This is a genomic window from Pseudomonas sp. CH235, from assembly GCF_004368175.1.
Lineage (GTDB): Bacteria > Pseudomonadota > Gammaproteobacteria > Pseudomonadales > Pseudomonadaceae > Aquipseudomonas > Aquipseudomonas paraglycinae.
Genome location: NZ_RRZJ01000005.1, coordinates 181,313 through 196,262 on the forward strand (window position 1 = coordinate 181,313; position 14,950 = coordinate 196,262).

At 59.9% G+C, this 14,950-nt stretch carries 10 protein-coding genes; 3 read left to right on the top strand and 7 right to left on the bottom strand.

Features of this window, described 5'->3' with window-relative positions:
- The first annotated feature begins 328 nt into the window (after positions 1–328).
- Positions 329–1,255: a GGDEF domain-containing protein gene (locus EIY71_RS07955; RefSeq protein ID WP_102717096.1), complete on the top strand. Its 927-nt coding sequence runs from the start codon at positions 329–331 to the stop codon at positions 1,253–1,255.
- 63 nt (positions 1,256–1,318) lie between these two features.
- On the opposite strand, the gene EIY71_RS07960 is transcribed toward EIY71_RS07955, so the two are convergent.
- Both EIY71_RS07960 and EIY71_RS07965 read right to left on the bottom strand, forming a co-directional pair.
- A complete protein-coding gene (locus tag EIY71_RS07960) occupies positions 1,319–2,113 on the bottom strand; it encodes a TenA family transcriptional regulator (RefSeq protein ID WP_085745017.1) in 795 nt (264 codons plus the stop codon).
- A 46-nt stretch (positions 2,114–2,159) separates the two neighbouring features.
- The gene (locus EIY71_RS07965) at positions 2,160–4,622 is read right to left on the bottom strand and encodes an EAL domain-containing protein (protein WP_085745018.1); all 2,463 of its coding nucleotides are present in this window, start codon (positions 4,620–4,622) and stop codon (positions 2,160–2,162) included.
- Positions 4,623–4,842: 220 nt separating this feature from the next.
- Here EIY71_RS07965 and EIY71_RS07970 point away from each other — a divergent pair, with 220 nt between their 5' ends.
- Positions 4,843–8,997 (top strand): hypothetical protein, encoded by a 4,155-nt coding sequence (locus EIY71_RS07970; RefSeq protein ID WP_134021271.1) that lies wholly within the window; start codon positions 4,843–4,845, stop codon positions 8,995–8,997.
- Between the two features lies 1 nt (position 8,998).
- On the opposite strand, the gene EIY71_RS07975 is transcribed toward EIY71_RS07970, so the two are convergent.
- The 5 genes from EIY71_RS07975 to EIY71_RS07995 all read right to left on the bottom strand — a co-directional run bounded on the left by EIY71_RS07975 (position 8,999) and on the right by EIY71_RS07995 (position 13,336).
- Complete coding sequence (locus tag EIY71_RS07975; protein WP_102717094.1) at positions 8,999–10,816, bottom strand: ABC transporter ATP-binding protein; 1,818 nt, start codon at positions 10,814–10,816, stop codon at positions 8,999–9,001.
- Entirely contained in the window at positions 10,809–11,411 is a 603-nt protein-coding gene (locus EIY71_RS07980) for a DsbA family protein (RefSeq protein ID WP_170929396.1), read from the bottom strand. Before EIY71_RS07980 ends, EIY71_RS07975 begins: the two co-directional genes overlap by 8 nt.
- 35 nt (positions 11,412–11,446) lie before the next feature.
- Positions 11,447–12,388, bottom strand: coding sequence for a rhodanese-related sulfurtransferase (locus tag EIY71_RS07985; RefSeq protein ID WP_011335384.1), 942 nt, complete (start codon positions 12,386–12,388; stop codon positions 11,447–11,449).
- 117 nt (positions 12,389–12,505) lie between these two features.
- Positions 12,506–12,805 (bottom strand): BolA family transcriptional regulator, encoded by a 300-nt coding sequence (locus EIY71_RS07990; protein ID WP_007950896.1) that lies wholly within the window; start codon positions 12,803–12,805, stop codon positions 12,506–12,508.
- A 12-nt stretch (positions 12,806–12,817) separates the two neighbouring features.
- Positions 12,818–13,336 (bottom strand): DUF2059 domain-containing protein, encoded by a 519-nt coding sequence (locus EIY71_RS07995; RefSeq protein WP_007950895.1) that lies wholly within the window; start codon positions 13,334–13,336, stop codon positions 12,818–12,820.
- Positions 13,337–13,529: 193 nt separating this feature from the next.
- On the opposite strand from EIY71_RS07995, the gene EIY71_RS08000 reads away from it, so the two are divergent.
- Complete coding sequence (locus tag EIY71_RS08000; RefSeq protein WP_039770582.1) at positions 13,530–14,924, top strand: class II fumarate hydratase; 1,395 nt, start codon at positions 13,530–13,532, stop codon at positions 14,922–14,924.
- Positions 14,925–14,950 lie beyond the last annotated feature (26 nt).

Here is a 14,950-nt window from a genome sequence, read left to right on the forward strand (position 1 = left end):
CCGTCGCGGCATGCAATTGCCGCTTTGAGCGCGGCAGCTTCAGTCAAATAACCACCACCCCTTCTTCCGCAAAAATCTCAAGCCATTGATCCACAACGGTTTTAATAAAATATGAACCGTATGGCACGACTTTCGCTCTACATTTCCTCAAAGCACGCCGAGTGAAGGCAGTCGGGCAAGGCCTGATTCGATAGCTGACTAATCGTCATCGGGCAGACTAAACTTACGCCAAATGTCCTACGGGACTGATGGATCAGTATGACGCGCAGCCCATAGCCGCTCTCACCCAGCCTGTAAGACAGACTTACTGCTTAGGGGCTCACGCCATATGAAATCACCCTCCCAGACCACTGCAATTGACTTCGACAATGCCAAATTGCAACGCCTGGGCTTTGGTCAGCAGCCACCTCTTCTGGCGCGACCTGCCAGCCTGGCACAATTGCGCCAGCAAATGAGCCTGCAACTGCAAACCAGCCTTGAGCCTCAACGCATCCTCGGTCTGTTTTTCCGCGAGGTTCAGCGCCTGGTGCCGCTGGACGCCTTGACCTACGTGCACAATGGCAGTGACCTGCGACTGGAGTTCGGTGCCCGCGGTCACCACTCGGCCAGCTACAGCCTCAGCCACGAAGGCGAGCACATGGGTGAGCTGGTGTTCCGCCGCAACCAGCGCTTCAGCGAACAGGAACTGGGCAATCTCGAATCGTTGCTGTCTGCGCTGCTGTATCCGATGCGCAATGCCCTGCTGTACCGCGCCGCCACGCAAAGCGCCCTGCGTGATCCGCTGACCGGTGCCGGCAACCGCATTGCCATGGAACAGACGCTGCACCGCGAAATCGAGATGTCCCGCCGGCACCTGCAACCGCTGTCGTTGCTGATGCTGGACATCGACCACTTCAAGCAGGTCAACGACCTCCATGGTCACAGCGCCGGCGACGACGTGCTCAAAGCCGTGGCCGCATCGATCAAGGGCCAGTTGCGCAACGTCGACATGGTGTTCCGTTATGGCGGGGAAGAGTTTCTGATCCTGTTGTCCAACACCGGTCGCGACGCGGCCGCCATGGTCGGTGAGCGCCTGCGTCAGGCAGCCCAGGCCCAGGATTACTACGCCAATAACCAATTGATCGAACTGACCGTGAGCCTCGGCTGCTCGACTCTGTTGCCGGGCGAATCCGCCGACAGCCTGCTGCGCCGCGCCGACAGCGCGCTGTATGTCGCCAAGCGCGAGGGGCGAAATCGCCTGACCATGGCGGGCTGATTATTCGCCGCCAACAAAAAACGGGAGCCAAGGCTCCCGTTTTTTTTATGGATGTTGCCGAAATCAGCTCTCGACCAGTGCCCGACGCTCACGCCCGACTAACACCCGCTCCGACAGTTCGAGCTGCATGCAGCGCTCGAGGAACAGGTACATGTAGTCGTAGCTCTTGCAGATGGCCTGTCGCAGCTCCGCCTGCAAGGCTTTGCTCGGGTTCATCCCGGCCAGGGTGCAGATGATCTCCAGTGCCTCCCACGGATGGGCATCATCGTACTGGGCGTGCATCTTCAGCCACTTCATGGCCCGCTTGCGATCCTCTTCAGGGAAGGCCGCAGCATAGACACCCGTCGAACAGACCAGCGCCGACCACTCCCCGGTCGCGCCTTCGATGGCGTAGTTGGTGGCCGCGATGGCCACGATCAGTGAATCCGCCGAACTGGTGTGCCAGCACCAGTGGCTCAGGGCGTGCAATTCCGGTGGCACTTGCTGCGCCTGCAGGTCTTCCAGGCTCACCCCATGGGCCCGGCTCCAGTGCAGCCAGTAATCGGCATGGTTGAGTTCGACGCGAATGTTGCGCATCAACCAGCGCCGCGCCATGTCTTCACCCGGATGACGGGCGAATTTGGTCTTGGTGAGGTTCTGCGCCATGTACAACGCGAATTGCTCAACGACGGGCCAGCCCCCGATCAGGTACTGGCGCATGGTTTTGGCGCTGAGCTTGTTATCACGCATGCGCAGATAAAGTTCATGTTCGACAACCCGGCGTTTGCTCTCGCTGCAATCCTGGATCAACTGTTGCGCCCAGGCGGGATAACTTGCAGCTTCCATGAGTGGTCCGGTTCGGTTGAATGTGTCGATCACTGTTCGGCTCCTTTTGATTTGTGATTGTACGGATCGGCAAGAGACTTCAACGGAACGTGCCAGGCGCCTTGAATAACAACGGCTGCGGTCTGGCGGGCCGACTTTGCAAACTGTCACAGGTAAACAACTGCGGGCGTTCGATGACATAACCCTGAGCGTAATCCACGCCGATTTCAAGCAATGCCTGCTCGATCTGCGCTGTTTCGACAAACTCGGCAATTGTCTGCTTACCCATGACATGCCCGATGTGATTGATCACTTCGACCATTGCACGGTTAATCGGGTCGTCCAGCATATCCTTTACGAAACTCCCGTCGATCTTCAGGAAGTCTACAGGCAAATGTTTCAGATAAGCGAATGAAGACATTCCGGCACAAAAGTCATCGAGTGAGAAATAGCAACCCAAGCCTTTGAGTTCATTAATAAATCTGATTGCACTCCCGAGATTTGCAATGGCACTGGTTTCTGTAATTTCAAAACAAATCATTTCAGGCGGTACGCCGTAGTTATCAAACTGCTCGCGTAGAAAGTGCAAGAACGCGTCATCTCCGATAGTAATGCCTGAAAGATTAATCGCACACATTGCCAGAGGGCCTTCGCACTCTTCGTTAATACATTGAGCAATAACCTTAAATACATTCTGCACAACCCAGCGATCCAGCGACGTCATCAAACCGTAACGTTCCGCCGCGGGTATGAAACTGTCCGGCAGGATCATCCGGCCTGCCTCATCGTGCAGACGCAACAGGATTTCGATGTGCCCGCGGGTGCCACCGGCAACCGAACCCAGTGGTGCGATTTCCTGGGCGTAGAGACAGAAGCGGTTTTCCTCCAAAGCCATATGCAGGCGTTGCACCCAAGCCATCTCGCCAAAACGCAGGGACAGTTCCGAGTCGTCGGCGTGGTAGACCTGCACCCGGTTGCGGCCCTTTTCCTTGGCCATGTAGCAAGCCATGTCGGCGGCCCGCAACGAGGCCTCGAGGGTGGTCGGGTTCTGTGCGACGTGCACCAGACCAATGCTGACGGTGGTCAGGAACGGCCGCCCCTTCCAGACGAAATGCAGGTTTTGCACGGTCTGACGCAGGCTCTCGGCGATCTTCTCGGCCGCCTCCGGTGCGCAGTTCTCCAGCAGGATGCCGAACTCGTCGCCGCCCAGCCGCGCCAGGGTGTCGCCCTCACGCAAGCCCGATTGCAGCAACGCGCAGATATGGCGCAGCAACTCATCGCCTGCCGCGTGCCCGCAGGTGTCGTTGACCAGCTTGAACTGATCGAGATCGAGGAACATCAGCGCATGTCGCCCGGCCTGCCGCGTCAGGTTGTGCAGGGCCTGTTCGAGCCGGTATTCGAACTCGCGACGGTTGGCCAGGCCGGTCAGCGCATCGTGGGTGGCCTGCCACGACAGATTGGCGATGTATTGCCGCTCCTGAGTCATGTCATGCAGCACCAGCACCGTACCGCTGACCTTGCCGGCATTGCGGATCGGCGCACCGACCAGCGTCACCGACACGGTGCTGCCGTCCAGCCGCTGGATCAGCTTCGAATGCTCGCTGCCGCCGGTGAGCTGGCCACTGAGAATGTGCTCGATCAGGGTCAAGCCCTCGCTCTGGGCATTGTCATCCAGCAGGTTGAACAGCGCCGCCAAGGGCAGACCGGCAGCCTGCTCGGCCTTCCAGTGAGTCAACGCCTCGGCGGCCGGGTTCATGTAATCGATCGCCCCGCTGACGTCGGTGGTGATCACCCCGTCGCCGATCGAGTGCAGGGTCACATGGGCCCGGTCCTTTTCCAGTTGCAGCGCTTCGGCGAAGGCATGGCGCTGCTTGAGCAGTTTGCGGGTGCGCAGCAGCGCCAGCACGATCAGGCCCAGCGCAGTGGCGAGGTTGGTGAACAGCAGCAGGCGCAGGATCATCCGCGAGCCTTCACCCAAGGCATCGCTGAACGCCTTGGCGGCCGGGGTCACGCCGTCATTGATCGCAAAGATCCGGTCTTTCCAGCGGCGGATATCGGCTTCGGTGGCGGCATTGGCGGTGATGCGCTGATGCATCTCCTGCGCCACGCCGTCGAGTTCCACCAGATAGGCGTCGCCCAGCGTCCAGCGGTCGATGGCGGTTTCCAGATAACTGAAGTGACGAAAGTTCAGGTACAGCCAGATCAGACTGGAAACGTCGTCCGGGTGGTTGCCGCCCTTGAGAATGCCCTCACGCGCCGCTTGCAGGTCGGGCGGTTGCTTGTCCAGCGCCAGGCGCAATTGATGGCCGCCCTGAGGCACGGCAATGGCGTTCTGGTATTTAAGGTAAATTGCCTCGTCGCGACTGTCCGCGTACAGGTTGAGGTAATAGATAGCGTCTTTCTGGCCCTTGGACCAAAGGCTTTCACCAGCGACATAGCCGCGAACGGCCGACAGGACGTAAAGACTCACGCCCCCCAACAAGGCTTGAAACAACACGACGGCGATAAATGGCCAGACGATGCCCAGCAACCGAGGCGTTCCGAGAGTCCGCTTTTGCTTCATGGAGTTCCTTGCGTGGTCACTGCCTGATTGTCCGTCTCTATCAGACCAACCCCCAAAGACTAGGAGGCGTTCGGGGTTCCGGCAAGCGGCGGATCCGCCTCAGTTCAGGACAAACGCCGGATAGACATATGTACAGCCACGGTCGCTGGCGGCATCGATCTACTGGGCACTTCAGGCATCCAACCCTCTGTAACGGGAATGCCTTCACAAGGAGTGTGATATGCCCTCGACGTTTTCAGCTTCAACCGACTTATCGACAACCGCAGAAACCAGCGCCATCGAGGCGCTTGGACTGGCTACCGGCCCGGATATCGAATCCCTGATTCCCCAACCGACCGGCCGGGACCGCAAAAGGTTCAAGGCAGCCCGAGTCGCAACACCGGCTATTGCACCCGCCATGACCCTCGAACAGTACATGGCACAACGCATCAATGAACGAATGCTCGACACGGTCAAAACCTTTTTGATCGGCAAACCTTCGCTGATCCGTCATTTGAGTGGCGATATCCTGCGGCTCGCCGACACGGACGAACTGCGCGCGACCCCTTCGGTTTTCCTCCAGCGAGTACTGAATTCCCCCGAATCACTGGACCTGACAGAAAGGCTGCTGAAAAGGCTCAAATGGTTCGGTGCATCCCCCGGCGAACAGACGCCGCCGTCCGTGCGCTATCAGTTGTCATGCAAAGCCATCTGCCTGCATTTGCATGCGCCGTCTCCCGACGAGTCGCAGGAGCTCGCCGGATTCCACTGGCAAGACCCTGCTCACTGGGGCAAAAGCTACCAGACCCTGCGCCGCGATTTCGAACAGCATTTGCTGCGTACCCGACGAGTTGCCACTACCAAAGAGGCGATCCTGCTGGCCCAGATGTTTCAACATCGCCTGTCGAAAGACTTTGCCGTGCGCGATATCCCGCCCGAGCTTCATTACAAGACGTCGATCGTGTGGGTGAACTTCATGCACGGCGTGCTGCTGGCCGAGGTGCTTGGCCTGGATCAGTCGCAACCCTTGTCTTTCCAGCAACTGGTCAGTTTGCCTCTGGAACGCAGTACTGGCGCCTCCCCCGCAGAGCTGGAAACAATTGCACGACTGCGAATAGGCCCCGCCCTTGAATGGGCGGTGTGCACTGGCGTCATCCCGGCGCGAGCGGCATCCGGTCACGATCAGGAAGACATCAAGCGAGCGCTGACTGCGCTGGAAGAACAAAGCGAAAACCTGAACAAGGCCGTGATGACGCTGGATTCAACCCCGCCTGACCGGATACAGATGGCCAGGGAGGTGCTGGCTGACCGGTTCAGTGGTTTTACATTCAACAAGGACGGACGCAAGTTGATGTCTGCCGATCCGAGCCATAGTCATTCAAGAGCACCACTGGACCAGAAGAATCAGCAGGGCCACGACTTTCTGGATGTCTATGCAGACGGCCAACTCGATGGCGAAAAGCGATGGATTGTCTCCATGCCCGACGGCAAAACGCGATCCACCACAGCACTCCGGCTGGATGAGCAGCGCGTCCTCTACGCCGAGCGTGAAAACTCGCGGGGTGGTTATGAACGGGTAAATGCAGATGACTACAGCTGGGCCGGCAAATCCTTGCCGGATATCAATGCGCAGTTTGAAAGCGCCTTCAACCAATATCTGGCGACGATCAGGCCGCCCTATCAGACCTTGATCGCCAGCTTGCTGACTTCACTGCCAGCGAGCGAACGCCAGGCATTGGCAATGGGTGAAATCGAGTTGTTGGGGATGCGTCGAAAATCAGTACCCAACGAACCGCCGGATCTGACCCGGGCCAGGAAGGGCTTCGTTATAAAAGTGACCCACCAGGGAAATATTGCCTACTACGAGCTGATCCCGAGTGCCGGTGTCATTCGCCTTCGACCCACCTTGAGGTTTTCAACCGTCAATGGCGTTCGGACCGAGTTTGCCTTGCACGCCACCATCCCCGGGCAAACCTATTCACCCGAGCGTGACATCAGTACTTCGTTGCTGCTCGACTGGTCGGCCCATCTCCACGGCAGGACACCTGCCGCCCGGGGGGCCTACATCGGCTACCTCGACACCGTGGGCACTATAGCCGCAGCCTCCATGGGTACCGGGACCGATGCTGCGACGCTGACATCACGACTGGACGCACTGGCCAACTACATCGCGACAAACTACCTCTACGTCGATGAAGAACACCTGCGCCAGCAAGCCCGAGGCATGACAATCTTCGACAGCCACAGGGCGAAGATCGAGAAACGGCTGGAAGTATTCGTGACGATCGTCAAAGGGTTCGTTCCTTTCTGGGGCAGCATCGAGGACCTGCTCTCCGACGATGTCAAAAGCAAAGCCCTGGGCGGGATCGGACTCCTGTTCGACCTGGCTTCGTTCCTTTGCCCGATCGGCAAATTCATCTCGGGTTCGGTGCGCCTGCTCCGCGCCGCTGCCGGCACCACTCGCATGGTCGTCAATGCAACGCTGCCGCCGTTTTCGACATTGGCCCGCCAACTCCTCACCCGCTCACTGGCAAACCTCAACCCACTGGACGGTATTCCCTCGCTGCTCAAGGGTCTGGGAAGCGGTGCCGGAAAAGGGCTGCTCTTCATCGGCGGAGTGAGCGTTGTCGGCATCAGAAAACTGACGGGAAAGGCCGATGGCTTCCGCCTGGTCCAGAATCTGCCACAAGCCATCGATCCCGGGGACTGGAAGCCGCTGACGAACGGTGATCAGCTCGCGACGGTCAACGGTATTGATGATGTACTCCTGCGCCATACAGATTCTTCGGGACTGGAACGCTTTCATCTGGTCGACCCGATGACCTCCCTGCCCTACGGCCCGCGCCTGCGCAACAACGGCAAAAATCTCACGCAAGGTCGATCCGGCTTCAAGACATTGCCCCCGAGCGAAACCCACGTCGTTGCGCAAGTTCCAGAACACGCCCATGTTCGTGAAGTGCTTGAGGTCGATGGTCGAACCACGCTGCTGATTGATGACATCCCTTATCGACCGGACGGCAACCAACTGCGCCGCGCCGACCTGATCGATGATCAGTCGCTACTCAAAGCCCTGCCCTGCAGAGTGCGGCGCATGCCGGGGTCGGACGCCTGTAAAACGAGCTATGTCACCCGCAATCCGGCCCCCACGCCAGCCAACGGCACTTACGACACGGATAAAGGCTGGGCACCCTGGTTCGGGGACAGCATTTACACCCCGGCCACAGCGGGTCGAGCGATGCTGCTCGAGTTCCTGAAAAAGAAAAGCAGACACCCGGCGGTGATAGCGTTTCAAAAAGGGATTTACGGGAGGATCAAAGTGGATATCCCCTTCGGCACCCGGAATCAGTTCGACACCTTCGAGGCCGGCGCCATCATCGTCCCCGCTATCGACGACTCAAGGCACTATGTGTTCACCCGACTGGACGCCGGATCCTTCTACATCGCCGAACTGCCCAAAGGTCAGAGCCTCACCACTCCGTTGACGCTGCGCAAGGCCAATACCCTGCCTGCCAATCTGAAGGGTGAGCTGATGACGGTGTACACCGGGTCTCTCAATGCCAACAACATGGCGAGAATCTACGGTATTCCAGCCGTAGAACGCGCCCTCGAAACCATGGAGAAAATTGCCATTCGCATTGGTGGTCATGCGAACCCGCCCGACACGCTCAAACTGCTTAAAGTCGATACCAGCCCCGGTGAAGCGGTTTTGTTCGATCATTCCACACGCATGATCGTCAACCGGCTGCCGGACGGTGCAGCATCCTGGTCACGTAGCAGGGATGCTTCAGACAGCTTTCGCCAACGAACCGCCGATATCTTCGATACGCTGTTTTGCGAGAAAACCATCAATATCCAACAAAGCGCCGACCTGAAAATCAATCGGACAATGGACAAGTTGCAGGCGCTGCTCCCGTCTCGTTTACAGGGACAGAATCCGAGAAACATCGCCTACGCCGACATCCTGACTTCGACAGGCAAGCGCGAGGTGTATGTCAGCGTTTCCGGAGCGCAAGGACTGACCGGGGAACTGCCTTTGTTCAAGCCTCCATTCGCGCCGGACAAAGTGATCATCGGCGACACCACCTACTTCAATATCGACTTCGACCAGACCTTCAACAGAACCTCACTGGAAGTCTCGAGCAAAGGGCAATTGGTGGCGATTCCCCATACGATAAAGGACATCGACACCTACACGCCTGCGCTAACCCGTCGGCCGACCTCTCTGGACAGCGAGGCCAAACTGATCAGTGTGCTTCGCAAGAAATACCCCGAAAACCACATGATCGCTTCGGTCGACGTGGCTACAACCATGCCTCCATGCACCAGTTGTTCAGTGATCGTCAAAGAGTTTGGCTACGACGGCACGGCCAACGCACTGGAGGTGCTATGGAAATGATCTACAACCTCTGCAAATGCCCATAAAGCTTGGCGTACAACCCGCCATCGGCAATCAGTTGCTGGTGGTCGCCGTCTTCGGCCACTTGCCCGCCGTCGAACACCAGCACCCGATCCGCCTGCTTCACCGCTGACAGGCGGTGGGCGATGATCAGCGTGGTGCGGCCATGGAGAAAGCGCGCCATGGCCTGGTGCAGGTTGTATTCGGTGGCGGCGTCGAGGGCTGACGTCGCTTCGTCGAGGATCACCACTTTGGGTTCGGCGAGGATCATCCGCGCGATGGCCAGACGCTGGCGCTGACCGCCGGACAGACGCACGCCGGCGCGGCCGACGATGCTGTCCAGCCCGTCCGGCAAGGCGCGGATGGTGGGTTCGAGCTGGGCGATTTCCAGTGCCTGCCAGCAGGCTTCATCGCTGCGGGTGCGGCCCATGGTCAGGTTGGCGCGTACGGTGTCGTTGAACAGCGCCGGATGTTGCAACACCACAGCCACGTTTTCCCGGACCGTTTCCAGGCCGATTTCCTGCTGGGTCGATCCGCCGAAACGGATCGTCCCGGCCAGTGGCGTGTAAAGGCCCAGCAGCAATTGCACCAAGGTACTTTTGCCGCCGCCACTGGCGCCGACAATCGCCACTTTCTCGCCCGGCGCGATGGACAGGTTCAACTGATCCAGCACCAGTTCGTCGCCGTAACCGAAGCTCAGACCCTGCACCTGAATCCCGACGGTATCGCGGCCCTTGAACGGGTCGACGCCGCCGGGGTATTGCGGCTCGTCGGCGCGGGCCAGCAGTTCGTTGATCCGCGACAGCGCACCGCCCGCCGCGTAATAGGCGTACTGCAGGTTCAGCAGTTGTTCGACCGGGCCGATCATGAACCACAGGTAGCTGAACACCGCGAGCATCTGGCCGATCGACAGGTCGGAGAACAACACCGTCAACATGGCCGCCGCGCGGAAAATATCGATGCCGAACTGGAACAGCAGACCACTGGCGCGGTTCGACGCATCGGTCTTCCACTGCGAGTTAACCGCGTAGTTGCGCACTTCCTGCGCACGCAGACCCAACCGTCCGAGGAAGAAGCCCTGCCGGTTGCCGGCGCGCACTTCCTGGATCGCATCGAGGGTTTCGCTCAGCGCCTGGGTGAAGCGCGAGGTGCTGTCGTTCTCCAGTTTCTTCAGGTGCTTGACCCGTTTGCCCAACTGCACGGTGGCGTAGATCACCAGCGGGTTGAACAGCAGGATCAGCAGCGCCAGCTTCCAGTGCATCCACATCAGGATGCTGGCGGTACCGACCAGCGTCAGCATCGCCACCAGGAAACGGCTGAGGGTTTCGCCGACAAACTTGTCGAGGGTATCGAGATCGGTGACCAAGTGCGTGGTAACCGTGCCGCTGCCCAGGCTTTCGTATTCGCCGAGGGAGATCCGTTTGAGTCGTTCAATCAAACGCACGCGAATGCGATAAACGATGTCCTTGGCCAGCCGCGCAAACAACCGCGCCTGCAACACGCCAAAACACAGGGCGCTGCAGCGCAGGGTCAGCGTCACCACCAGCATCAGGCCGATGTAGCCCGCCGCTTGCTGCCACATTGAGGGCAGCACGTGGTTCATGACTTTCAGCGCGGCATCGCCGTGGCCGAGCAGGACTTCGTCCACCAGCAACGGCAACAGCAGAGGAATCGGCACGCTGCACAGCGTCGCCAGTACGGCCACGCCGTTGGCGATCCACAGGGATTTTTTGTGATGAAGTGCCAGTCGCCGGACTTCAGCCCAGCTCAGCCGGTCGACACGCTTGACGGCTGGCGTGTCATCGGCCGGGTCAGACACAGGCCGCGCGCTCCAGCCATCGACCGAGCAACGGCGACAGTTCACTGAGCGGCTGGTAGCCGTTGGTCAGCAACGCCAGTTGGCCGTTGCGTTCGGCGAGCAGGGTCGGGAATCCGGCGATGCCCAGATCCTGCACCCAACTGAAATCGGCCTGGGTTGCCTTGTGCTGATCGGCATGATCGAACAGCGCAGCAAATTCGATGCGCGGGACGCCGGCCTGCTCCGCCAGCTCCACCAGAACGCTGGCCTGGGTGACATCGCGACCTTCAGCGTAAAACGCGTGCTGGATCAGCCCGACCAGTTTCCACGCGCAATCCGGCGCCAGGCTGCGCGCGGTGACGATGGCCCGGCAGGCAGGTTCGGTGTCGTAGACAAAGCCGTCCGGCAACGCGCCTTCCAGCTTGAACGGCTGGCCGGTGGCCTCGGTGACCGCCTGCCAGTGTTCGAGAATGTAGCGCCGGGTGGTGGGTTCAAGTGCTGCACCGCTGCCGGTGCGCAACCCGCCGACCACCAGGTGCAGTTCCACCCCGGCTGCCTGCGCCTGCTCCACCAATGCCTTGGCGACCGGGGCAAATCCCCAGCACCACGAACACATCGGATCCATCACATAGAGCAGGCGTGCAGACATGATTAAGCCTCGGTGGATGCTTGCTTATAGTTGTAGCCGATCGGGTGCGGCATGTTGCGCGCTTTTGCCAGTTCGATCTGTTTCTGGCGGTCGATCGCACTGCGGCGAGTCTTCTCGCTCAGGGTGTCCCAGCAGTGCGGGCAGCTGATGCCGGCCACGTAATGCTCGGAGGCGCGATCTTCAACGCTGACCGGGGTGCGGCAGGCATGGCACTGATCGTAGTCGCCTTCGCTCAGGTCATGGCGCACGGTCACGCGGTTGTCGAAGACGAAGCAGTCGCCCTGCCATTTGGTTTCTTCCTGCGGCACCTCTTCGAGGTACTTCAGGATACCGCCCTTAAGGTGGTAAACCTCTTCGAAGCCTTCGCCAAGCATGTAGCTCGAAGCTTTTTCGCAGCGAATGCCGCCGGTGCAGAACATCGCGACCTTCTTGTGCACGGCCGGGTCGAAGTGTTCTTTGATGTAGTCGGGGAATTCGCGAAAACTGGTGGTTTTCGGATCGATGGCGCCTTCGAAGGTGCCGATCGAGACTTCGTAATCGTTGCGGGTGTCGATCAGCAGCACTTCCGGATCGCTGATCAGCGCGTTCCAGTCCTTGGGCTCGACGTAGGTGCCGACCTTCTTGTTCGGGTCGACGCCTTCGACGCCCAGGGTCACGATCTCTTTCTTGAGCTTGACCTTGGTGCGATAGAACGGCTGCTCGTCGCAGTACGATTCCTTGTGATCGATATCGACCATGCGCGGATCGTTGCGCAGCCAGGCCAGCAGGCCGTCGATGCCTTCGCGGCTGCCGGACACCGTGCCGTTGATGCCTTCTTCGGCGATCAGCAGGGTGCCTTTGATGCCGTTGTCGACCATCGCTTGCAGCAGAGGCTCGCGCAGGTTGACGTAATCTTCGAGGGTGACGAACTTGTACAGTGCCGCCACGACAATCGGTTGTGTCATGGGTATTTCTCCAGGTGGCTACCCTCGTAAAGGGTGAACCGGATGCGAAAAAAAACGCGCCGGGTGAGCGGCGCGTTGCGGATTCTAGCAAAAAACCTCAGTTCATTGCTGCAAGGCTCAATGCTTGCTGCCGCCGGCACAGGTCGGCGACGCCGGAGCGACGCCTGTCTCTGCCCATTCCTGCGGGGTGTAGGTATGCAGCGCCAACGCATGGAACTCGCCCATCAGCTCGCCGAGCGTGCCGTAGACTTTCTGGTGGCGCTTGACCCGGTTCAGGCCTTCGAACTGCGCACTGACCACCACTGCCTTGAAGTGGGTCTGCAACCCGCGACTGTGCATGTGGCTTTCGTCCAGCACTTGCAGATGCTCAGGCTGAAGCAGCGCCAGCGTCGATTCGATGCGTTGTTGCATGGTCATCACGAACTCCGCTTACTTCTTCTTGGCCGGAGCCGCGCCTTTCGGTGCCAGCTCGTTGGTCATGTCGTCCAGCAGCTTGTTGACCACCGGTACGGCGCTTTCCAGTTTGGCCTGGGTCATCTGGGCCGATTGCTGGGTCAGCTGCGGCATTTTTTCCAGAACTTTCTTGCCCAGTGGCGACTGGTAGAACGCAACCAGGTCTTTCAGCTCGGATTCGCTGAAGTTGCTGGTGTAGAGCTTGACCATGTCCGGTTTCAGCTTGTTCCAGCCAATGGCCTGATCCAGAGCGGCATTGGCCTTGGCCTGATAGGTATCCAGAACGGCTTTCTTGGATTCCGGCGCCTTGGTCTGTTCAAAACGCTGGGCGAACATTTGCTGAACCTGCATGTACACCGGAGTGCCCAGCTTGTCAGCGTGCGCCAGGGTCAGGAAAGCTTCGGCACTGGCGTTGTGGCTGGCGGTATCGGCAAGCACCTGGCCGCTGGCGCAAACCAGGGCAACCGCGGTGCAGATGGCACGAAGACGAGTCATCGAGTTTCCTTTTCAGCTAGGCGAGGTAAAACCCCAAGGGCGACCATTCTGCGCCTGAATAACGCTGCGGCTCAACCCCCGGGCCTTGCCGTGCTTGATTGGCGGGGATTTGCCGGTCAACAATCGACCGGATGGAACCACCCGGGCCGACACCGGCCTAAACTGCGCAAACAGACCAACAGGAGTGTGCACGATGAGCCGTATCGAAACCGACAGCCTGGGCCAGATCGAGGTCCCGGACGACGCTTACTGGGGCGCTCAGACGCAACGCTCGCTGATCAACTTCGCCATCGGCCAGGAACGCATGCCCTTGCCGGTACTGCACGCACTGGCCCTGATCAAGAAAGCCGCGGCCCGGGTCAACGACCGCAACGGCGATCTGCCTGCCGACATCGCCCGCCTGATCGAACAGGCCGCCGACGAAGTGCTCGACGGCCAGCATGACGACCAGTTCCCGCTGGTGGTCTGGCAGACCGGCAGCGGCACCCAAAGCAACATGAACGCCAACGAAGTGATTGCCGGCCGCGCCAACGAACTGGCCGGTAACCCGCGCGGCGGCAAGACGCCGGTGCACCCCAACGATCACGTCAACCGCTCGCAGAGCTCCAACGACTGCTTCCCCACCGCCATGAGCATCGCCACTGCGCAAGCGGTGCAGACCCAACTGTTGCCGGCGATCGCCGAGCTGTCGGGCGGCCTGGCCGAACTGTCGGCGCGACACATGAAACTGGTGAAAACCGGTCGCACCCACATGATGGACGCCACGCCGATCACCTTCGGCCAGGAGATTTCCGGTTTCATAGCGCAGCTGGATTACGCCGAACGGGCAATTCGCGCGGCGCTGCCGGCAGTTTGCGAGCTGGCGCAGGGCGGCACCGCGGTCGGCACCGGGCTCAACTCGCCGCACGGTTTCGGCGAAGCGATTGCCGCTGAACTGGCGGCGTTGTCCGGCCTGCCGTTCGTCACCGCACCGAACAAGTTCGCCGCCCTCGCCGGCCATGAGCCACTGACTACGCTGTCCGGTGCCCTGAAAACCCTCGCCGTGGCGCTGATGAAAATCGCCAACGACCTGCGTCTGCTGGGTTCCGGTCCGCGTGCCGGTTTTGCCGAAGTGCGCCTGCCGGCCAACGAACCGGGCAGTTCGATCATGCCCGGCAAGGTCAACCCGACCCAGTGCGAGGCGTTGTCGATGCTCGCCTGTCAGGTGCTGGGCAACGATGTGGCGATCGGCATCGCCGCCAGTCAGGGTCACCTGCAACTGAACGTGTTCAAACCGGTGATCATCCATAACCTGCTGCAATCGATCCGCCTGCTGGCCGATGGCTGCAGCAATTTCCAGCAGCATTGCATCGCCGGGCTTGAGCCGGACGCCGAAGTCATGGCGAAACATCTGGAACGCGGCCTGATGCTGGTAACGGCGCTGAACCCGCACATCGGCTACGACAAGTCGGCGGAAATCGCCAAGAAGGCCTACAGCGAAGGCAAGACTCTGCGTGAAGCGGCGCTGGAGCTGGGTTATCTGACCGATGAAGAGTTCGATGCCTGGGTGCGGCCGGAGAACATGATCGAGGCCGGGGCCAAGGGCTGAGTCATCCCGATCCTTCCCGTGCCCGG

Bases quoted from the DNA above. Each gene is read 5' to 3' on its own strand.
- EIY71_RS07995 (WP_007950895.1), bottom strand. From the start codon at position 13,336: ATGACTCGTCTTCGTGCCATCTGCACCGCGGTTGCCCTGGTTTGCGCC.
- EIY71_RS07965 (WP_085745018.1), bottom strand. From the start codon at position 4,622: ATGAAGCAAAAGCGGACTCTCGGAACGCCTCGGTTGCTGGGCATCGTC.
- EIY71_RS07990 (WP_007950896.1), bottom strand. From the start codon at position 12,805: ATGACCATGCAACAACGCATCGAATCGACGCTGGCGCTGCTTCAGCCT.
- EIY71_RS07955 (WP_102717096.1), top strand. From the start codon at position 329: ATGAAATCACCCTCCCAGACCACTGCAATTGACTTCGACAATGCCAAA.
- EIY71_RS08000 (WP_039770582.1), top strand. From the start codon at position 13,530: ATGAGCCGTATCGAAACCGACAGCCTGGGCCAGATCGAGGTCCCGGAC.
- EIY71_RS07985 (WP_011335384.1), bottom strand. From the start codon at position 12,388: ATGACACAACCGATTGTCGTGGCGGCACTGTACAAGTTCGTCACCCTC.
- EIY71_RS07980 (WP_170929396.1), bottom strand. From the start codon at position 11,411: ATGTGTTCGTGGTGCTGGGGATTTGCCCCGGTCGCCAAGGCATTGGTG.
- EIY71_RS07970 (WP_134021271.1), top strand. From the start codon at position 4,843: ATGCCCTCGACGTTTTCAGCTTCAACCGACTTATCGACAACCGCAGAA.